Source organism: Streptomyces sp. NPDC018947 (assembly GCF_044390505.1).
Lineage (GTDB): Bacteria > Actinomycetota > Actinomycetes > Streptomycetales > Streptomycetaceae > Streptomyces.
Genome location: NZ_JBIRZD010000029.1, coordinates 1 through 20,921, shown reverse-complemented (window position 1 = coordinate 20,921; position 20,921 = coordinate 1). Strand labels below are relative to the sequence as shown.

The window sequence follows — 20,921 nt, the reverse complement described above, 5'->3', positions numbered from 1 at the left end:
CCGCAGTAGGGTGAAGCGACCGCAGCACAGCTCACACCCCGAAATCCCGCTTCCCCCGACTTCCCATGGAGACAGGACGTGTCCCGTCAGGTGTTCCTCTACGACCGACCGGATCGCTTCGTGGCCGGCACGGTCGGGCTGCCCGGACGCCGTACGTTCTTCCTCCAGGCCATCGCCGGCTCCCGGGTGACCAGCGTGGCCCTGGAGAAGACCCAGGTCGCCGCGCTCGCCGAACGCATGGACGAACTCCTCGACGAGGTCGTACGGCGCAGCGGCGGCAGCACCGCCGTTCCCGCCGTGGCCCCCGCCGAGAACGCCGACACGGCGCCGCTGGACACCCCGATCGAGGAGGAGTTCCGCGTCGGCACCATGGCGCTCGCCTGGGACGGCGAGGACCAGTGCATGATCGTCGAGGCGCAGGCCCTCGTGGAGCTGGACGCCGAGTCCGAGGAGGACCTGGCGGAGGCCGAGGAACGACTCCTCCAGGACGAGGAGAACGGCCCCCCGATGCTCCGCGTGCGCCTCACCGGCGCGCAGGCCAGAGCCTTCGCCAAGCGAGCCCTCGACGTCGTCAACGCCGGGCGGCCGCCGTGCCCGCTGTGCAGCCTCCCGCTCGACCCGGAAGGACACGTATGTCCGCGCCAGAACGGATACCGCCGCGGAGCGTGACCACCGACGCGGCGGCCGCAGAGCTGCTCGCCCGGGGCGAGCTGACCGTGCGCGGACGCATCCGTGACGCCTCCAACGCGGCGCTGTACTGCACCGTGACCCACGAGGGACGCGAGGCGGCCTGCGTCTACAAGCCGGTCGCCGGCGAGCGCCCCCTGTGGGACTTCCCGGACGGCACCCTCGCCCGGCGCGAGGTCGCCGCGTACGAGGTCTCCGAGGCGACCGGCTGGGGCCTCGTGCCGCCCACCGTGCTGCGCGACGGCCCGTACGGCGAAGGCATGGTCCAGCTCTGGATCGAGGCGGTGCCGGAGACGGGCCTGCTCGCCCTCGTGGAGGACGAGGAGCCCGCACCCGGGTGGAAGGCGATCGCGTTCGCCGAGGTGGGCGAGGGGCGCACCGCGCTGCTCGTGCACGCCGACGACGAGCGGCTGCGGCGGCTCGCCGTGCTCGACGCCGTGATCAACAACGCCGACCGCAAGGGCGGCCACCTGCTGCCCGCCGCCGGGGAACGGCTCTACGGCATCGACCACGGTGTGACCTTCCACACGGAGAACAAACTGCGCACGCTCCTGTGGGGCTGGGCCGGCGATCCGCTGACCGGGGAGGCCCTGGCGGTCCTCGACACCCTGCAGGAGGGACTGAGGGACGGCGCGCCCCTGGCGGCCCGGCTCGGCGGGCTGATCACTCCCGCGGAACTGGACGCCACGCGGGTACGGGTCGGCGCCCTCCTGGCGGCCGGAACACATCCGGAACCCGGCGGGGAGTGGCCCGCCATCCCCTGGCCGCCGGTCTGACCGCTCCGCACGCACAAGCGCCGGCGACGCGCAAGAGCGCCCGCCCGGCCACCAGACCGGTCCGGTTCGTGGACGGAACATCCGTCCGGTTAGGCTCATGACATGCATGCCTGGCCCGCTTCCGAGGTCCCCGCCCTGCCCGGTCAGGGCCGCGACCTGAGGATCCACGACACCGCGACCGGCGGTCTGGTCACCTCCGACCCCGGTCCCGTCGCCCGTATCTACGTCTGCGGCATCACCCCCTACGACGCCACCCACATGGGACACGCGGCGACCTACAACGCGTTCGACCTCGTGCAGCGCGTGTGGCTCGACACCAAGCGACAGGTTCACTACGTCCAGAACGTCACCGACGTCGACGATCCGCTGCTGGAGCGGGCCGAGCGGGACGGCGTCGACTGGACCGCCCTCGCCGAGAAGGAGACCGCCCTCTTCCGCGAGGACATGACCGCGCTGCGCATGCTCCCGCCGCGGCACTACATCGGCGCCGTGGAGGCCATACCCGGCATCGTCCCGCTGGTCGAGCGGCTGCGCGACGCCGGCGCCGCCTACGAACTCGAGGGAGACGTCTACTTCTCCGTCGAGTCCGACCCCCACTTCGGCGGCGTCTCCCACCTCGACGCGGCCGCCATGCGACTGCTGTCCGCCGAGCGGGGCGGCGACCCCGACCGGCCGGGCAAGAAGAACCCGCTCGACCCGATGCTGTGGATGGCGGCCCGCGAGGGCGAGCCGAGCTGGGACGGCGGCTCCCTCGGCCGCGGCCGGCCCGGCTGGCACATCGAGTGCGTGGCCATCGCCCTCGACCACCTCGGCATGGGCTTCGACGTCCAGGGCGGCGGTTCCGACCTCGCCTTCCCGCACCACGAGATGGGCGCCTCGCACGCCCAGGTGCTCACCGGGGAGTTCCCCATGGCGAAGGCGTACGTCCACGCCGGCATGGTGGGTCTGCACGGCGAGAAGATGTCGAAGTCCAAGGGCAATCTGGTCCTGGTCTCCGAACTGCGCCGCCAGGGCGTCGACCCCGCCGCCATCCGGCTCGCGCTGCTGGCCCACCACTACCGCTCCGACTGGGAGTGGACCGACGAGGTGCTGAGGGACGCCGTCGCCCGCCTCGACCGCTGGCGCGCCGCCGTCTCCCGGCCCGACGGACCGCCCGCCGAGGCGCTCGTGGAGGAGATCCGGGAGGCCCTGGCGAACGACCTGGACTCCCCGTCCGCGCTCGCCGCGGTCGACCGCTGGGCCGCGCTGCAGCAGGAGTCCGGCGGCACGGACACCGGCGCGCCCGGTGTCGTCTCCCGCGCCGTCGACGCGCTGCTCGGCGTCGCGCTGTAACGACGCGAGGCAGAGCGAAAGGGCGCGCTTCCCGCCGGGAAGCGCGCCCTTTCCGTCTCCGCTCAGTCCTCCGACGACTCCTCGTCGTCCCCGCCCGTCTTCGGCGGCTTGGGCGGCCGGGTCCGGCCGCTCGGGTTGTCCCGCAGATACGGCGTGCCGGGCGTCGCCTCGCCGCCGTCCGCCGTGGCGTGCCCGCCCGGACCGGAGCCGCCGTCCCGGCGCCGCAGATACCGCTCGAACTCGCGGGCGATCGCCTCGCCCGACGCCTCCGGCAGCTCCGCGGTGTCCCGGGCCTCCTCCAGCGACTGGACGTACTCGGCGACCTCGCTGTCCTCGGCGGCCAGCTGGTCCACGCCGACCTGCCAGGCACGCGCGTCCTCGGGCAGCTCGCCCAGCGGGACACGCACGTCGATCAGGTCCTCGAGCCGGTTCAGCAGGGCCAGGGTGGCCTTCGGGTTGGGCGGCTGCGACACGTAGTGCGGCACCGCGGCCCACAGCGACACCGCCGGGACGCCCGCGTGCGTGCACGCCTCCTGGAGGATGCCGACGATGCCCGTGGGGCCCTCGTACTTGGTCTCCTCCAGGTCCATGCGCCGGGCCAGGTCGGCGTCCGACGTGGTCCCGCTGATCGGCACCGGACGGGTGTGCGGGGTGTCGCCCAGCAGGGCGCCCAGGACGACCACCAGCTCGACGCCCAGTTCATGGGCGAAGCCGAGCAGTTCGTTGCAGAACGACCGCCAGCGCATGGACGGCTCGATGCCGCGGACGAGGACCAGGTCACGCGGTTTGTCCCCGCCGACGCGGACCACCGAGAGCCTGGTCGTCGGCCATGTGATCCTGCGGACGCCACCGTCCATGAACACCGTGGGACGGTTGACCTGGAAGTCGTAGTAGTCCTCGGCGTCGAGCGCAGCGAAGACCTCGCCCTTCCACTCCCTGTCCAGATGCGCGACCGCGGCGGATGCGGCGTCGCCGGCATCGTTCCAGCCCTCGAACGCGGCCACCATGACCGGGTCGATCAGCTCGGGAACCCCCTCGAGCTCGATCACCCAGCGCCTCCTTCCGACGTGCCCTCGCGTACCCCCCAACCTTACGGCGTGCCGAGGGGCCGCCCGCAGCCCCCTCGAACGGGGGCGGTGAACGGATCACTGCCCCGTTCGCCCCCGCCGGACACCCCCGTTCCTCACCCGGCCCCCGTCGTCGAACCACTCCTCGCGGGAGGCCCGGCGCTCCACCCGGGCGGCGCGTCCGGACCCCGCGGCGGCGGGACCGGACCCGGCGCCCGAGGGCGGCGCGCCCACATCGGCGACGTGCGTTGACCGGCGAACGCGGCGCGCGGGGCGGCGAGTTCGGCCGGGTTCGCGTCAACCGTGCCCACGGCTCCACGGATACCGGCACCGACAACGCCCCGCGGCACACGGAAGGGCGCCTCCGTGCGGGGAGGCGCCCTTCCGTCGCGCGGGGACGTCCGAACGTCCGCGACGGCCCTACTTCTTGTCGAGCAGGTCCTGGACCTTCGCGCGGACCTCGTCCGTGGCCAGGCCGCGCACGGTCAGCGTCGTGCGGCGGCGCAGCACGTCGTCGGGGGTCTCGGCCCACTCGTGGTCACGGGCCCACACCACCTGCGCCCAGATCTCCGGGGCGTCGGGGTGGACGCGCTCGGCCAGCTCGGGGCTCTCGTTGGCCAGCCGGGCGATGTCGAAGGCGAGCGAACCGTAGTGTGTGGCCAGGTGCCTGGCGGTGTCGGCCGCCATGCGCGGGCCGGGCGCCGGGCCGTCCACCAGCAGCCGGTGGGCGACGGCGCGCGGGTTGGCGACACCCGGCAGCGGCAGCTTCCTCGGCAGCGAGGCGATCGGCTCGAAGTCGTCGCCCAGCGGGTGGCCGGGCAGCGACTCCAGCTTCCGCATCACCGTACGGCCGATGTGGCGGAACGTGGTCCACTTGCCGCCCGCGACGGAGAGCATCCCGCCCCGGCCCTCGGTGACGACCGTCTCGCGCTTGGCCTTCGCCGTGTCACCGGGCCCGCCCGGCAGCACGCGCAGACCCGCGAAGGAGTACGTGATCAGATCCCGGTCGAGCTGCTGGTCGCGTATGGAGAACGCGGCCTCGTCGAGGATCTGGGCCGTGTCCTTCTCGTTCACCGCGACGTCCGCCGGGTCGCCCTCGTACTCCTCGTCGGTGGTGCCGAGCAGCAGCATGTCCTCCCACGGGAGGGCGAAGGTGATCCGGTACTTGTCGATCGGCGTGGCCAGCGCCGCCTTCCAGGGCGAGGTGCGCTTCAGCACCAGGTGCGCGCCCTTGGACAGGCGGATGGACGGCGCCGCGTTCGGGTCCTCCAGCTTGCGCAGGTGGTCGACCCACGGGCCGGTCGCGTTCAGCACGAGACGGGCGTTCACGCCGAACTCGTCCCCGGACAGGCGGTCCTTGAGCTCGGCGCCGGTCACCCGGCCACGGGTGAAGCGCAGACCGGTGACCTCGGCGTGGTTGAGGACGACCGCGCCCGCCTCGACCGCGGCGCGGACCGTCATCAGCGCCATGCGCGCGTCGTTCATCTGGTCGTCGCCGTACACGGCCACGGCCTTCAGGTTCTCGGTGCGCAGCTCCGGCACGTCCTGCGCGGCCCTGGCCGGGGAGAGCAGGTGGCCGACGCCGTCACCGAAGGCGGACAGCGCCGAGTACGCGAAGACACCCGCGCCGAGCTTCGCCGCGCCGTGCGGCCCGCCCTTGTAGACGGGGAGGTAGAAGGTGAGCGGGTTCGCCAGGTGCGGGGCCACCTGGCGGGAGACCGCACGGCGCTCGAAGTGGTTCTCCGCCACCAGCTTCACCGCGCCGGTCTGCAGGTAGCGCAGTCCGCCGTGGAGCAGCTTGGAGGAGGCGGAGGAGGTGGCGCCGGCGAAGTCGCCGGCATCGACCAGGGCCACCCTGAGGCCGGACTGCGCGGCGTGCCAGGCGGTGGAGATGCCCAGGATGCCGCCGCCGATCACGAGAAGGTCGTACGACGCCTTGGAGAGCTGCTCCCGGGTCTCGGCCCGGCTCGGGTTCGATCCGGAGGCCGGGTGCGTCCCCAGGGCAGGCACGGACTGCAGGGTGGACTGAGTGGTCATTGCGGTTCTTACTCCTCGTCCTCGAGCCAGCCCATGGTCCGCTCGACGGCCTTGAGCCAGCTCTTGTACTCACGGTCGCGGGTCTCCGCGTCCATGCGGGGGGTCCACTCGGCGGCCCGCCGCCAGTTGGCGCGCAGGTCGTCGGTGCTGTTCCAGAAGCCGACGGCGAGGCCGGCGGCGTAGGCGGCGCCGAGGCAGGTGGTCTCGGCGACCATCGGGCGCACCACGGGGGCGTCCACGAAGTCGGCGAGGGTCTGCATCAGCAGGTTGTTGGAGGTCATGCCGCCGTCGACCTTGAGCGCGGACAGCTCGACGCCGGAGTCCTTGGTCATGGCGTCGGCGATCTCGCGGGTCTGCCAGGCGGTGGCCTCCAGGACGGCGCGCGCGAGGTGCGCCTTGGTGACGTACCGGGTCAGGCCGGCGATCACACCGCGGGCGTCGGAGCGCCAGTACGGGGCGAACAGGCCGGAGAAGGCCGGTACGAAGTACGCGCCGCCGTTGTCCTCGACGGACAGGGCGAGGGTCTCGATCTCGGCGGCGGTGGAGATCAGGCCCATCTGGTCGCGCATCCACTGCACCAGCGAGCCGGTGACGGCGATCGAGCCCTCCAGGGCGTAGACCGGCTTCTGGTCGCCGATCTGGTAGCCGACGGTGGTCAGCAGCCCGCTGTAGGAGTTGATGATCTTGTCGCCGGTGTTCATCACCATGAAGGTGCCGGTGCCGTACGTCGACTTGGTCTCGCCCTCGGAGAAACAGGTCTGGCCGAACAGGGCCGCCTGCTGGTCGCCGAGCGCGGAGGCGACCGGGATGCCGCCGAGCAGCTCGCCGAGCCTGCCGCCCTTGATCTCCCCGTAGACCTCGGCGGAGGAGCGGATCTCGGGGAGCATCTGCGTCGGCACGCCGATCGACTCGGCGATCCGCTTGTCCCACTGCATGGTGTGCAGGTTCATCAGCAGCGTGCGGGAGGCGTTGGTGACGTCGGTGACGTGCTTGCCGCCGTCGACGCCGCCGGTCAGGTTCCAGATGACCCAGGTGTCCATGGTGCCGAAGAGCAGGTCGCCCGCCTCGGCGCGCTCGCGCAGGCCCTCGACGTTGTCGAGCAGCCAGCGGGCCTTGGGGCCGGCGAAGTAGGAGGCGAGGGGGAGGCCGGTCTCGCGGCGGAAGCGGTCCTGGCCGACGTTGCGGCCCAGCTCGCGGCAGAGGGCGTCGGTGCGGGTGTCCTGCCAGACGATGGCGTTGTGGACGGGCTCGCCGGTGTTCTTGTCCCAGACCAGCGTGGTCTCGCGCTGGTTGGTGATGCCGATGGCCTTGATGTCGTCGCGGGTGATGCCGGCCTTCTCGACCGCGCCGGCGACGACCTCCTGGACGTTGGTCCAGATCTCGGTGGCGTCGTGCTCGACCCAGCCCGGCTTGGGGAAGATCTGCTCGTGCTCCTTCTGGTCGACGGCGACGATGCGGCCGTCGCGGTCGAAGACGATGCAGCGCGAGGAGGTGGTGCCCTGGTCGATGGCGGCGATGAAGGGGCCTGCGGTGTGGGCGTCGGTCACAGTCTGCTCCTGGGGTTCCGTGGTGGATGGCCGGTGCGTACGGCGCGTGGGCTGCGGCTCGATGATGGCCGGGCGGATGCCCGCTCAGGCGAACGCGACGTTGTAGACACCTCCGGCGATCGCTCCTCCGATCAGCGGACCGACGACCGGGATCCAGGCGTAGCCCCAGTCGGAGCCGCCCTTGTTGGGCAGCGGAAGCAGGGCGTGCACGATGCGCGGGCCGAGGTCGCGGACCGGGTTGATCGCGTAGCCCGTGGGACCGCCCAGGGACAGACCGATCGACACCACCACGAACGAGGTGATCAGGGCGCCCAGGACGCCGAGGCCGTTGCCCGCGTCGTTCAGGCCCTGGGTGAGGATGGCGAGCAGCAGGACGAAGGTGCCGATGATCTCCGTGGCGAGGTTCTGGACCACGTTGCGGATCTCCGGACCGGTCGAGAAGATCCCCAGCACGGGTCCGGCCGCGCTCTCCTGCGCCTCGACGGACTTGGCCGCCGTGTCCTGCGCTCCCGGGCCGCCGACGATCTCCCGGTCGGTGAGGTGGGCCTGGAACTGGCCGTAGTAGGCGATCCACACCAGGACCGCGCCGATCATGGCGCCGAGGAGCTGACCCGCGAGGTAGGTCGGGATGTCGCTCCAGTCGTTGTCCTTGATGGCGATACCGAGCGTCACGGCGGGGTTGAGGTGGGCGCCGGAGAGCGGACCCGATATGTACGCCGCCGTCATGACGGCGAAGCCCCACCCGAAGGTGATGGCGAGCCAGCCGGCGTTGCGGGCCTTGGAGGCTTTGAGCGTCACGGCGGCGCAGACGCCGCCGCCGAGCAGGATGAGTATGGCGGTACCTATGGTCTCGCCGATGAAGATGTCGGAGCTGGACACCCGCGACTCCTTTGTCCTTCGTCCAGGGGAAGCCGAACCCCCGGGTCCCTCCGGGTGTTCCGGCGCCCTCGGTGTGAGAGCGATGGCGGCCCTTGGCGTTGTCACACTCTAACGTGTATTGCCGGTAGGTGTTCGACAATGCCGACCGATGGACGCGAGTCTCGCTTCGGCCGCGCGCATGCGTCAAGAGCCCTGTTATCGAAAGCACGATCGTTATTGATCGCTTCGGCTCGTCGACCGGACGGCCCGGTGCGGAAACGGGGCGAGGGGCCGCAAAGGGCGAGGGGCCGGAACGCCCCCCGGCGTTCCGGCCCCTCGCCCCCGTAGCCGTCCGTGTCCCGGACGGCCGCCCCCTGTCCGCCTCAGAACCGCCCGGCGCCCAGGTCCCGCGACACCGCGCGGGCGCAGTCGCGCACCGCCGCGACCAGCTCGGGCCGCAGCTCGCCGTCCCGGCACACCCGCTCCACCGCGCCGGTGATGCCGACCGCGCCGACCGGCATGCGTCGCCGGTCGTGGATGGGGGCGGCGATGGACGCGACGCCCTCCCAGGTCTCCTCCACGTCGGCCGCGTAGCCCCGCGCGCGCGTGAGGTCCAGGAGGTGCTCGAACCGGCCCGGCTCGCAGACCGTCCGGTCCGTGAACGCCTTGCGCTCGGTCTCCAGCGCCTCGCTGTGCGCGACCGGGTCGTAGGCCGACAGCACCTTGCCGAGGGCGGTGGAGTGCAGCGGCTGCATGGCCCCGATCTCCAGGACCTGCCGGCTGTCGTCGGGGCGGAAGACGTGGTGCACGATCAGGACGCCCTGCTGGTGCAGCACCCCCAGGTACACGCTCTCGCCGCTCGACCTCGCCAGGTCGTCCGTCCACACCAGGGCGCGCGCCCGCAGCTCGTGCACGTCCAGGTAGGTCGTGCCCAGGCGCAGCAGCTCGGCGCCGAGCTGGTAGCGCCCGGAGGCCTCGTCCTGCTCCACGAAGCCCTCGTGCTGCAGGGTGCGCAGAATGCCGTGCGCGGTGCCCTTGGCCAGACCCAGCGACGAGGCGATGTCCGACAGACCGAGGCGTCGCTCACCGCCCGCTAGCAGGCGCAGCATCGCGGCCGCCCGCTCGAGCGACTGGATGTTCCGTGCCATCGACGTACTGCCTCCGTCCCCATCGACTGCCGACCTCGGCGTCGCTGACGTCGTTCGGCAATGCCGAACACTACCGGTCCATGCCGACCTCCCGCCAATGGTCGGCGGGCAACTGTTGCACTCGGACGGCGGCATGGCCGGAACCGGTCCCCCCACCGGGACCGGCGGGTCCCCGCGGGACCGTCCCGCCCGTGTCACGCGGGCGTCCGTCCGGGGCGGCGGCCGGCCGCCACTCCGGTCCGCCTCGTGGACGCCTCGACCATCATCTCCGGGTCCCGGGCTACCCTGACGGCGTGCGTCCTCTCCCGGGACGTCCCGCGGACGGCACCGGGAAGGCGCAAAGCCGACAGCCGTCGCATCCTAGGGAGCCCCTTCATGGCCTCGTCGCCGTCCACCCCGTCCGCCGACACCCGCACCCGCGTGTCCGCCCTCCGCGAGGCACTCGCCACCCGTGTGGTGGTCGCCGACGGCGCGATGGGCACCATGCTCCAGGCGCAGAACCCCTCGCTCGACGACTTCCAGCAGCTCGAAGGGTGCAACGAGGTCCTGAACCTCACCCGCCCCGACATCGTCCGCTCGGTGCACGAGGAGTACTTCGCCGTCGGCGTCGACTGCGTGGAGACCAACACCTTCGGCGCGAACCACTCCGCCCTCGGCGAGTACGACATCGCGGACCGCGTCCACGAGCTGTCCGAGGCCGGCGCCCGCGTCGCCCGCGAGGTCGCAGACGAGTTCACCGCCAAGGACGGCCGGCAGCGCTGGGTGCTCGGTTCCATGGGTCCCGGCACCAAGCTCCCCACCCTCGGCCACGCCCCGTACACCACCCTGCGCGACGCCTACCAGCGCAACGCCGAGGGCCTGGTCGAGGGCGGCGCGGACGCGCTGCTGGTGGAGACGACCCAGGACCTGCTGCAGACCAAGGCCTCCGTGCTCGGCGCCCGGCGCGCGCTGGACGCCCTGGGGCTGGACCTGCCGGTCGTCGTGTCGGTGACGGTCGAGACCACCGGCACCATGCTGCTGGGCTCCGAGATCGGCGCCGCGCTCACGGCGCTGGAGCCGCTCGGCATCGACATGATCGGCCTGAACTGCGCGACCGGCCCGGCGGAGATGAGCGAGCACCTGCGCTACCTCGCCCGGCACTCCCGTATCCCGCTGTCCTGCATGCCGAACGCCGGCCTGCCGGTCCTGGGCAAGGACGGCGCCCACTACCCGCTGAGCGCGCCCGAGCTGGCCGACGCGCAGGAGACGTTCGTGCGCGAGTACGGGCTGTCCCTGGTCGGCGGCTGCTGCGGCACCACCCCCGAGCACCTGCGGCAGGTGGTGGAGCGGGTGCGCGACCTCACCCCGGGCGGGCGTGACCCGCGCCCGGAGCCCGGCGCCGCCTCCCTCTACCAGACGGTGCCGTTCCGGCAGGACACCTCGTACCTGGCGATCGGCGAGCGGACGAACGCGAACGGGTCGAAGAAGTTCCGCGAGGCCATGCTGGCCGGCCGCTGGGACGACTGCGTCGAGATGGCCCGGGACCAGATCCGCGAGGGCGCGCACATGCTGGACCTGTGCGTGGACTACGTCGGCCGGGACGGTGTGGCCGACATGGAGGAGCTGGCCGGACGCTTCGCCACCGCCTCGACGCTGCCGATCGTGCTGGACTCGACCGAGGTCGACGTGATCCGGGCGGGCCTGGAGCGGCTGGGCGGCCGTGCGGTGATCAACTCGGTGAACTACGAGGACGGCGACGGCCCCGAGTCGCGGTTCGCCAAGGTCGCCGGGCTGGCCCGGGAGCACGGGGCCGCGCTGATCGCGCTGACCATCGACGAGGAGGGCCAGGCCCGTACCGCCGAGAAGAAGGTCGAGATCGCCGAGCGGCTGATCGCCGACCTGACGGGGAACTGGGGCATCCGGGAGTCGGACATCCTGGTCGACTGCCTGACGTTCACGATCTGCACCGGCCAGGAGGAGTCCCGCAAGGACGGCGTGGCGACCATCGAGGGCATCCGGGAGCTGAAGAAGCGCCACCCCGAGGTGCAGACCACGCTCGGCCTGTCGAATATCTCGTTCGGGCTCAACCCGGCGGCCCGGATCCTGCTGAACTCCGTGTTCCTCGACGAGTGCGTCAAGGCCGGCCTGGACTCGGCCATCGTGCACGCCAGCAAGATCCTCCCGATCGCCCGCTTCGACGAGGAGCAGGTCACCACGGCCCTGGACCTGATCTACGACCGGCGCCGGGAGGGCTACGACCCGCTGCAGAAGCTGATGCAGCTCTTCGAGGGCGCCACCGCCAAGTCGCTGAAGGCGTCCAAGGCGGAGGAGCTGGCCGCGCTGCCGCTGGAGGAGCGGCTCAAGCGGCGCATCATCGACGGCGAGCGCAACGGGCTCGAGGCGGACCTGGACGAGGCCCTGCGGGCGCGTCCCGCGCTGGAGATCGTCAACGAGACGCTGCTCGACGGCATGAAGGTCGTCGGGGAGCTGTTCGGTTCCGGTCAGATGCAGCTGCCGTTCGTGCTCCAGTCGGCGGAGGTCATGAAGAGCGCGGTGGCCTACCTGGAGCCGCACATGGAGAAGACCGACGACGAGGGCAAGGGCACGATCGTGCTGGCCACCGTGCGGGGCGACGTCCACGACATCGGCAAGAACCTGGTCGACATCATCCTGTCGAACAACGGCTACACCGTCGTCAACCTCGGGATCAAGCAGCCGGTCTCCGCGATCCTGGAGGCCGCCGACGAGCACAAGGCCGACGTCATCGGCATGTCCGGGCTCCTGGTCAAGTCCACGGTGATCATGAAGGAGAACCTGGAGGAGCTGAACCAGCGCGGCCTGGCCGCCGACTACCCCGTCATCCTCGGCGGCGCCGCCCTCACCCGCGCCTACGTCGAGCAGGATCTCCACGAGATCTACGACGGCGAGGTCCGCTACGCCCGCGACGCCTTCGAGGGCCTGCGCCTGATGGACGCCCTCATCGGCATCAAGCGCGGCGTGCCCGGCGCCCGGCTGCCCGAGCTGCGCCAGCGCCGGGTGAAGGCCGCCACCGTCGAGGTCGAGGAGCGGCCGGAGGAAGGGCACGTCCGTTCCGACGTGGCCACCGACAACCCGGTCCCCGAGCCGCCCTTCCGGGGCACCCGCGTCGTCAAGGGCATCCAGCTCAAGGAGTACGCGTCCTGGCTGGACGAGGGCGCCCTGTTCAAGGGCCAGTGGGGCCTCAAGCAGGCCCGCACCGGCGAGGGACCCTCGTACGAGGAACTGGTCGAGACCGAGGGCCGGCCCCGGCTGCGCGGCCTGCTGGACCGGCTCCAGACCGACAACCTCCTCGAGGCGGCCGTGGTCTACGGCTACTTCCCCTGCGTCTCCAAGGACGACGACCTGATCATCCTGGACGACGACGGCAACGAGCGCACCCGCTTCACCTTCCCCCGCCAGCGCCGGGGCCGCCGCCTGTGCCTGGCCGACTTCTTCCGCCCGGAGGAGTCCGGCGAGACGGACGTCGTCGGCTTCCAGGTCGTCACCGTCGGCTCCCGCATCGGCGAGGAGACGGCCCGCATGTTCCAGGCCAACGCCTACCGCGACTACCTCGAGCTGCACGGCCTGTCCGTACAGCTCGCGGAGGCCCTCGCCGAGTACTGGCACGCCCGCGTGCGCTCCGAACTCGGCTTCGCGGGGGAGGACCCGGCCGCGATGGAGGACATGTTCGCGCTGAAGTACCGGGGAGCGCGCTTCTCCCTCGGCTACGGCGCCTGCCCGGACCTGGAGGACCGCGCGAAGATCGCCGACCTGCTCCAGCCGGAGCGCATCGGCGTCCACCTCTCCGAGGAGTTCCAGCTCCACCCCGAGCAGTCCACGGACGCCATCGTGATCCACCACCCGGAGGCCAAGTACTTCAACGCCCGCTGAGGCCACCGCCGGTCCCTCGGCGGGGCTGCGGAGTCGCATCGGGCGTTCCCGCCCCGCACGACGTAGACTGGTCGGTCCACTGCAGGCCGGTTCCCTTCCCGGGAACCGGCCTGATCGTCCCCCAAGGAGGTACGTGGATGACCAGTACGGTCCCCGCGCTCGGAACCCGTACGGCCGAAGGCTCCGCCCTTCAGGCGGTGCTCCTCGACATGGACGGCACCCTGGTGGACACCGAGGGCTTCTGGTGGGACGTCGAGAACGAGGTCTTCGCCTCCCTCGGCCACACCCTCGACGAATCCTGGCGCCACGTGGTGGTCGGCGGTCCCATGACCCGCAGCGCGGGCTTCCTGATCGAGGCCACCGGTGCCGACATCTCCCTCGCCGAACTCACCGTCCTCCTCAACGACGGCTTCGAGGAGCGCATCGGACGCACCCTGCCCCTCATGCCCGGGGCCGCGCGCCTGCTCGCCGAACTGTCCGAGCACGAGATCCCGACGGCCCTGGTCTCCGCCTCGCACCGGCGCATCATCGACCGGGTGCTGACCTCGCTGGGCCACCGTCACTTCGCCCTCACCGTCGCCGGGGACGAGGTGCCGCGCACCAAGCCCCACCCCGACCCCTACCTCGCCGCCGCGGCCGGACTCGGAGTGGACCCGGCCCGCTGCGCCGTCGTCGAGGACACCGCGACCGGCGTCGCCGCGGCGGAGGCCGCCGGCTGCCACGTCGTCGCCGTGCCCTCGGTCGCCCCCATCACCCCGGCCGCCCGCCGCACCGTGGTCGGGTCCCTGGAAGAGGTCGACCTGGCCTTTCTGCGCGGCCTGATGACCCTCACGCTCTGAGCGTTCACGCAGCGAGACCGAGTCCCCCGCGACAACCGCGTTCCGAGGGGCACCGACAACTGGCGATCTGTGACGTTCACCACGCCGAACGGGGTCGACAGTCGGGTACGGCTGTGCTGAATCACGCCGTGAGAACGTTGTCGGACCGCCTTTGTGTCCCGATTGGTGAATCACTGCACGAATCCTTCCGCTGTCGGGTTTTCGGTGTGTCCACGCCCGGTTTCACTCTGTGATGAGGTTTCAACTCCGGGGGCTGCGGGCCCTGCTGAGGGCGCGGACTAACCTCGACGCGAGAACCTCAGCCACTACCCCCGTGATCGGCCGCGACACCCCTGCATGCCGCATACACGGACCTGACAGCTCTGGAGAAACTCGAGCATGAACCGCAAGACTTTGGTGCTGCCGGCCGTCGTCGGCCTGCTCGCGCCGGTACTCGCCGCCTGCGGCGGGTCCGACGGCGGCAGCGGCGGCGGGGACGCGATCGTCGTCGGCACCACGGACCGGTTCAGCGCCTCGGAGGAGGCGCCCGCGCCGCTCGACCCGGCGTACGCCTACGACGTCGGCTCCTGGAACCTGCTGCGCCAGACCGTGCAGACGCTGATGATCCAGCCGCGCGGTGACGGCGAGCCGGTGCCCGAGGCGGCCGAGAAGTGCGGGTTCACGGACACCGGCAACCAGCGCTACTCCTGCACCCTGCGCGACGGACTGAAGTTCGCCGACGGCGACCCCGTGACGGCGGCCGACGTGAAGTTCTCCATCGACCGCGCGCTCTCCCTCAAGGCCGACAGCGGCGTGTTCGCGCTGCTGTCCACCGTCGACACCGTGGAGACGCAGGGCGACCGCGAGGTCATCTTCCACCTCAACACCGCCGACGCGACCTTCCCGTTCAAGCTGTCGACCCCGGTCGCCGGCATCGTCAACCCCGACGACTACGAGAAGGACAAGCTGCGCGACGGCTTCGAGGTGGACGGCTCCGGCCCGTACACCATGGAGTCGGAGGTCAAGGACGGCGAACTGACCAAGGCGGTGTTCACCCGCAACCCCAACTACAAGGGGTCGCTGACCGTGAACAACGACAAGGCCGAGGTCGTCTCCTTCGCCGACGCCGACACCATGGGAGCCGCCCTCGACAAGGGCGACATCGACCTGATGACCCGCGCCATGACACCGGACCAGATCCGCAAGCTCACCAACGAGTCGGGCGGCGACGTCGACATCGTCGAGGTGGCCGGACTCGAGATCCGCTACCTCGCCTTCAACACCGAGGCGCCGAGCGTCAAGGACAAGGCCGTCCGCAAGGCGATGGCCCAGGTCATCAACCGCAGCGAGCTCGTCTCCGCGGTCTACGGCTCCCAGGCCGAGCCGCTGTACTCGATGGTTCCGGCCAGCATCACCGGCCACTCCAACTCGTTCTTCAACAAGTACGGCGACCCGAGCGTCGGCAAGGCCAAGGCGATGCTCGAGGACGCCGACATCACCACGCCGGTCAAGCTGACCCTGCACTACACCACCGACCACTACGGTGCCGCGACCAAGCAGGAGTTCGAGCAGCTCCAGAAGCAGCTCAACGACAGCGGCCTGTTCGACGTCGACATCAAGGGCACGCCGTGGAAGGACTTCCGCCCGGCCGAGCAGAAGCGCCAGTACGACGTCTTCGGGATGGGCTGGTTCCCCGACTTCCCGGACGCGGACAGCTTCCTGGCGCCGTTCCTCGACAAGGACAACACCCTCAACTCGCCGTACGTGAACCGCGAGGTCATCGACGACCTGATCCCGCAGTCCCGGCGTGAGGCCGACCGGCTCTCCGCCGTGGACAGCCTGACCCGGATCCAGGACGTCGTCGCCGCCGACGTCCCGCTGATCCCGCTGTGGCAGGGCAAGCAGTACGTCGCCAGCCGCGACGACGTCACCGGCACCGCCTACGCCCTCAACTCCTCCTCGACGCTGCAGCTCTGGGAGCTGGCCCGCGGTGTGAGCGGCTGACGAGGGCCGGCCCGCCGGCCGCCGTCCGTACGCGAAAGGGCGCCCCCCTCCGCAAGGAAGGGGGCGCCCTTTCGGCTGCCGTGCGCTACTGGGCGCCGGGACGCACCAGCCCGCTCTCGTACGCGTACACCGCGGCCTGCACCCGGTCGCGCAGACCGAGCTTGGTCAGCACGTGCCCCACGTGCGTCTTGACGGTGGTCTCGCTGACGAACAGGTCGGCGGCGATCTCCGCGTTCGACAGACCGCGCGCCACCAGCTTCAGGACCTCCACCTCACGGTCCGTCAGCGTGTGCAGGGTGTCGGGCACCGGCTCCTCACCGGACGGCAGGTGCGTGGCGTACTTGTCGAGCAGTCGCCTGGTGATGCTCGGCGCGAGCATGGCCTCGCCGCCCGCCACCACGCGGATGGCCTGCACCAGTTCGTTGGCGGGGGCGTCCTTCAGCAGGAAGCCGCTGGCCCCCGCCTTCAACGCCTCCACCACGTACTCGTCCAGGTCGAAGGTCGTCAGCACCAGCACCTTGGCCGGACCGTCCCGCTCCGGGCCGGTGATCTGCCGGGTCGCCTCCACACCGTCCATCCGCGGCATGCGGATGTCCATCAGCACCACGTCGGGCTGCAACGCCCGCACCTGGTCCAGCGCCTGGAGGCCGTCCCCGGCCTCGCCGACGACCGCGATGTCCTGCTCGGCCTCCAGGATCATCCGGAAGCCCGTGCGCAGCAGCGGCTGGTCGTCGACCAATAGGACGCGGATGGCCACGTAAGTCTCCTTCGCTAGTCCGGCCCCATTCTGCCCTGCTCGACGGCGCCGGACTCGGGCCCCCTCACCGGCAGCGGATAGGGCGGGGGAGTGCCGCCGAACTCCGGGCAGTGCGCCTGGTGGTCGCACCAGCCGCACAGCTTGGTGGGGCGCGGACGCCAGTCGCCCGTCTCCGTCGCCAGCCGGATGGCGTCCCACAGGGCCAGCAGCTTGCGCTCGACGCGCTCCAGGTCGGCGACGACCGGGTCGTAGGTCAGCACGTCACCGCTGCCGAGGTAGACGAGCTGGAGCCGCCGCGGGACGACCTTCTTCAGCCGCCACACCACGAGCGCGTAGAACTTCATCTGGAACAGCGCGCCCTCGGCGTACTGGGGCCGGGGCGCCTTGCCCGTCTTGTAGTCGACGATCCGCACCTCGCCGGTGGGCGCCACGTCGACCCGGTCGATGATGCCGCGCAGCCGCAGCCCGGAGTCCAGCTCCGCCTCGACGAACAGCTCGCGCTCGGCCGGCTCCAGCCTGCTCGGGTCCTCCAGCGTGAACCAGCGCTCGACGAGCTGCTCGGCCTCGGCCAGCCAGCCGGCCAGCCGCTCGCCCTCCGGGTCGTCCGCGAACAGCTCCTCGACCTCCGGCCTGGTCTCCCGCAGCCGGTCCCACTGCCCCGGCACCAGGGCCTTGGCCCGCGGAGGGGTGCGCTCGGCCGCCGGGGCGTCGAAGAGCCGCTCGAGCACCGCATGCACCAGGGTGCCCCGCGTCGCCGCCGCGCTGGGCTTCTCCGGCAGCCGGTCGATGACCCGGAACCGGTACAGCAGCGGGCACTGCATGAAGTCGCCGGCCCGCGAGGGGGAGAGCGAGGCAGGGGGAGCGGGGACGGAGGCGGGCACGGGCGAGGGCGCGGGCACGACAGGGGGTGCGTCCGGGGCGGCGGTGGCCACCGGGCCCTTGGCCGCAGGTCCCGGGTCCGCGGCTGCCGTCGCCGCCGGTGCGGGGCCTGAGGCGTCCTCCGCGACTTCCTCGATGCTCGTCTCCATGCCCACAGACCTTACGGCCCGCCACTGACAGTGACCTACTCGCGGCCGTCGCCCGCGCCCGGGGACGGGAAGCAGAGGGTGCCGAGGCCGAACGGACCGCGACTGCCGCATACCATCGACAGGAGACCCTCCCGCCCGGCAGGCGCGGGAGACGCTTCGAACGAGGGGACACCGTGGACGTGAGCGGCGGGAGCGGGCAGCCGCGGTCCGGCAACGACGAGTCGGCCGAGCCCCACACGGGGTCCCCGGCCCCGGCCGCCGGACCCGCACACCCGGATTCCACGACTGCCGGCACGCCCGAGGAACGACGCCGGGCGACGCACGACGGCCCCGACGGCCCGTCACGGACAGTAGGCGAGGACACCGGGGGAGCGGAGGAGCCGCGGCAGGAGGACGGCGAGGCCCCGCAGGAGCCCGCACCGCGGCGCCGGACACCGGCACCCAACACCCCGGACGACGCAGCCGCGTCCGACGGCCTCCCCGGCCGTGGCACCCCGGACCCCACGGCCTCGTCCGGTGAGGCGCCCGGCGAGGAGACGCGGAATCCCGCATCCCCGACCGGCGACGCGCCCCGAGCCCCCGAGACCCCGAACCCCGCGGCCGACGAGGGCACCCGCGACGGCGCCCCGGCGGCAGGGCCGGTCCACAGCCACCCCCACCGCGCCGCCCGCTCCGAGGCCCACAGCGGCACCGGCCCCGGACGGCCCCCGCAGCGCCGTCCGGAACCCGGCGGCGGCCTGCTGATGGGCCGGCCGTTCGGCGTGCCCGTCTACGTCGCCCCGAGCTGGTTCCTGGTCGCCGCCCTGATCACCTGGGTGTTCGGCGGCCAGCTCGACCGGATCCTGCCCGAGCTGGGCGCCGCCCGCTATCTGGTCTCCCTCTTCTTCGCGGTCGCCTTCTACGCCTCCGTCCTCGTCCACGAACTGGCCCACACCGTCGCCGCCCTCCGCTTCAAACTCCCGGTCCGCCGCATCCAGCTCCAGTTCTTCGGCGGCGTCTCCGAGATCGAGAAGGAGGCCGAGACACCCGGCCGCGAGTTCGTGCTGGCCTTCGTCGGCCCCCTGCTCTCCCTCGTCCTCGCCGGCGTCTTCTACGCCGCCATGCTGCCCGTCGAGCCGGGCACCGTCCCCGGCGTCCTGCTGGCCGGCCTGATGATCTCCAACCTCATCGTGGCCGTCTTCAACCTGCTGCCCGGCCTCCCCCTGGACGGCGGCCGCATGCTCCGCGCCGTCGTCTGGAAGCTCACCGGCAGGCCGATGAGCGGCACCGTCGCCGCCGCCTGGGTCGGCCGGGCGCTCGCCGTCTCCGTCCTGATCGGGCTGCCGCTGCTCACCCAGTCCGGAGCGCTCGGCTCCCGCGCCGCCGACAACGTCGGCATGGACACCCTGCTGGACGCCCTGCTCGCCGCCATCCTCGCCGCGATCATCTGGACCGGCGCCGGCAACAGCCTGCGGATGGCCCGCCTGCGCGAGCACCTGCCCGAGCTGCGCGCCCGCGCCCTCACCCGGCGCGCGGTCCCCGTCCCCGGGGACACCCCGCTCTCCGAGGCCCTGCGCCGCGCCAACGCCTCCGGCGCCCGGGCCCTGGTCGTCGTCGACGGCGAGGGCAGGCCCGTGTCCCTGGTCCGCGAGGCCGCCATCGTCGGCGTACCCGAGCACCGCCGCCCCTGGGTCCCGGTCAGCGGACTCGCCCAGGACCTCACCGACGGCATGCGGGTCTCGGCCGAGCTGACCGGCGAGGAGCTCCTGGACGCGCTGCGGGCGGCCCCGGCGACCGAGTACCTGGTCGTCGAGGAGACCGGCGAGATCTACGGCGTGCTGTCCGCGGCCGACGTGGAGCGCGCCTTCGTGAAGGCCATGGCCCGCCCGTCCTAGCCGCCCGCGTGGTCGGCGGCCTCCGCTCGGACCGGTAGGCTGGTCACATGTCCGAACCGACCGGTGCCGCCCGCAGGCGCGGGCCCTTCAAGGTCGGGGACCAGGTTCAGCTGACCGACCCCAAGGGCCGCCACTACACGTTCACGCTCGAGGCCGGGAAGAACTTCCACACCCACAAGGGTTCCTTCCCGCACGACGAACTGATCGGTGCTCCCGAGGGCAGCGTTGTCCGCACCACCGGGAACGTCGCCTACCTCGCGCTGCGCCCCCTGCTCCCCGACTACGTCCTGTCCATGCCCCGCGGGGCAGCCGTCGTCTACCCGAAGGACGCGGGGCAGATCCTCGCCTTCGCCGACATCTTCCCCGGCGCGCGCGTCGTCGAGGCCGGCGTCGGCTCCGGCTCGCTCAGCAGCTTCCTGCTCCGGGCCATCGGCGACCAGGGAATGCTGCACTCCTACGAGCGCCGCGAGGACTTCGCGGAGATCGCCCGGCAGAACGTGGAGCGCTACTTCGGCGGCCCGCACCCCGCCTGGCAGCTCACCGTCGGCGACCTCCAGGACAACCTGTCCGACACGGACGTCGACCGCGTCATCCTCGACATGCTCGCCCCCTGGGAGTGCCTGGAGGCCGTCTCCAAGGCGCTCGTGCCCGGCGGCATCCTGTGCTGCTACGTGGCCACCACCACCCAGCTCGCCCGGACCGTCGAGTCCATCCGTGAGATCGGCTGCTTCAACGAGCCGACCTCCTGGGAGACGATGATCCGCAACTGGCACGTCGAGGGCCTGGCCGTCCGCCCGGACCACCGGATGATCGGCCACACCGGCTTCCTGCTCACCGCCCGCCGCCTCGCCGACGGCGTCGAGCCGCCCATGCGCCGCCGCCGCCCCGCCAAGGGTGCCTACGGCGAGGACTACGACGGCCCCAACGCGGGCGGAGGCTCCGGCCGCTGACCCGGCCCGTGCCCTGATCAACGCACAGGCGCCGGGGTGGGGGTGCCCGGCCCCCCCCGGGCCCCCCCCCCCCCCCCCCCCGCTTGAAGGGCCCCCCCGGCACCCCCCCCCGGGCCCCCCCCCCCCCGCCCCCCCCCCCCTGAAGGGTGG

At 72.0% G+C, this 20,921-nt stretch carries 15 protein-coding genes; 8 read left to right on the top strand and 7 right to left on the bottom strand.

Annotated elements, in window-relative coordinates; all coding sequences use genetic code 11:
• Positions 1 to 78 precede the first annotated feature (78 nt).
• The 3 genes from ACH499_RS34245 (at position 79) to mshC (ending at position 2,795) form a co-directional block, all read left to right on the top strand.
• A complete protein-coding gene (locus ACH499_RS34245; protein ID WP_356205915.1) occupies positions 79 to 669 on the top strand; it encodes a DUF3090 domain-containing protein in 591 nt (196 codons plus the stop codon).
• Positions 633 to 1,463, top strand: a complete 831-nt coding sequence (locus tag ACH499_RS34240) for an SCO1664 family protein (RefSeq protein WP_399020936.1) — start codon at positions 633 to 635, stop codon at positions 1,461 to 1,463. The genes ACH499_RS34245 and ACH499_RS34240 overlap by 37 nt, the downstream gene beginning before the upstream one ends.
• Positions 1,464 to 1,565: 102 nt before the next feature.
• Positions 1,566 to 2,795, top strand: coding sequence for a cysteine--1-D-myo-inosityl 2-amino-2-deoxy-alpha-D-glucopyranoside ligase (mshC, locus tag ACH499_RS34235; RefSeq protein ID WP_356205913.1), 1,230 nt, complete (start codon positions 1,566 to 1,568; stop codon positions 2,793 to 2,795).
• A 62-nt stretch (positions 2,796 to 2,857) separates the two neighbouring features.
• On the opposite strand, the gene ACH499_RS34230 is transcribed toward mshC, so the two are convergent.
• The 5 genes from ACH499_RS34230 to ACH499_RS34210 all read right to left on the bottom strand — a co-directional run bounded on the left by ACH499_RS34230 (position 2,858) and on the right by ACH499_RS34210 (position 9,452).
• Positions 2,858 to 3,844: a PAC2 family protein gene (locus tag ACH499_RS34230; RefSeq protein ID WP_356205912.1), complete on the bottom strand. Its 987-nt coding sequence runs from the start codon at positions 3,842 to 3,844 to the stop codon at positions 2,858 to 2,860.
• Between the two features lie 438 nt (positions 3,845 to 4,282).
• On the bottom strand, positions 4,283 to 5,899 hold the full coding sequence (locus ACH499_RS34225; RefSeq protein WP_399020934.1) for an FAD-dependent oxidoreductase: 1,617 nt from the start codon (positions 5,897 to 5,899) through the stop codon (positions 4,283 to 4,285).
• An 8-nt stretch (positions 5,900 to 5,907) separates the two neighbouring features.
• On the bottom strand, positions 5,908 to 7,446 hold the full coding sequence (gene glpK, locus ACH499_RS34220) for a glycerol kinase GlpK (RefSeq protein ID WP_356205910.1): 1,539 nt from the start codon (positions 7,444 to 7,446) through the stop codon (positions 5,908 to 5,910).
• Between the two features lie 84 nt (positions 7,447 to 7,530).
• A complete protein-coding gene (locus tag ACH499_RS34215) occupies positions 7,531 to 8,325 on the bottom strand; it encodes an MIP/aquaporin family protein (protein WP_356205909.1) in 795 nt (264 codons plus the stop codon).
• A gap of 362 nt (positions 8,326 to 8,687) precedes the next feature.
• Positions 8,688 to 9,452 carry an IclR family transcriptional regulator gene (locus ACH499_RS34210; RefSeq protein WP_356205908.1) on the bottom strand — a complete coding sequence of 255 codons (765 nt, stop codon included), beginning with the start codon at positions 9,450 to 9,452 and terminating at the stop codon, positions 8,688 to 8,690.
• 375 nt (positions 9,453 to 9,827) lie between these two features.
• Between ACH499_RS34210 and metH the strand changes: the two genes are divergently transcribed.
• The 3 genes from metH to ACH499_RS34195 all read left to right on the top strand — a co-directional run bounded on the left by metH (position 9,828) and on the right by ACH499_RS34195 (position 16,162).
• A complete protein-coding gene (gene metH, locus ACH499_RS34205) occupies positions 9,828 to 13,340 on the top strand; it encodes a methionine synthase (protein WP_356205907.1) in 3,513 nt (1,170 codons plus the stop codon).
• A 137-nt stretch (positions 13,341 to 13,477) separates the two neighbouring features.
• Complete coding sequence (locus ACH499_RS34200; RefSeq protein ID WP_399020932.1) at positions 13,478 to 14,179, top strand: HAD family hydrolase; 702 nt, start codon at positions 13,478 to 13,480, stop codon at positions 14,177 to 14,179.
• A gap of 378 nt (positions 14,180 to 14,557) precedes the next feature.
• Positions 14,558 to 16,162 (top strand): ABC transporter substrate-binding protein, encoded by a 1,605-nt coding sequence (locus tag ACH499_RS34195; protein WP_356205905.1) that lies wholly within the window; start codon positions 14,558 to 14,560, stop codon positions 16,160 to 16,162.
• An 85-nt stretch (positions 16,163 to 16,247) separates the two neighbouring features.
• Here the strand turns inward: ACH499_RS34195 and ACH499_RS34190 are convergent, their stop codons facing one another.
• Entirely contained in the window at positions 16,248 to 16,919 is a 672-nt protein-coding gene (locus tag ACH499_RS34190) for a response regulator transcription factor (protein ID WP_356205904.1), read from the bottom strand.
• A gap of 14 nt (positions 16,920 to 16,933) precedes the next feature.
• Entirely contained in the window at positions 16,934 to 17,947 is a 1,014-nt protein-coding gene (locus tag ACH499_RS34185; RefSeq protein ID WP_399020929.1) for a RecB family exonuclease, read from the bottom strand.
• A 173-nt stretch (positions 17,948 to 18,120) separates the two neighbouring features.
• Here ACH499_RS34185 and ACH499_RS34180 point away from each other — a divergent pair, with 173 nt between their 5' ends.
• Complete coding sequence (locus ACH499_RS34180) at positions 18,121 to 19,821, top strand: site-2 protease family protein (protein ID WP_399020926.1); 1,701 nt, start codon at positions 18,121 to 18,123, stop codon at positions 19,819 to 19,821.
• 47 nt (positions 19,822 to 19,868) lie between these two features.
• The gene (locus ACH499_RS34175) at positions 19,869 to 20,771 is read left to right on the top strand and encodes a tRNA (adenine-N1)-methyltransferase (RefSeq protein WP_356205901.1); all 903 of its coding nucleotides are present in this window, start codon (positions 19,869 to 19,871) and stop codon (positions 20,769 to 20,771) included.
• The last annotated feature ends 150 nt before the right edge of the window (positions 20,772 to 20,921 follow it).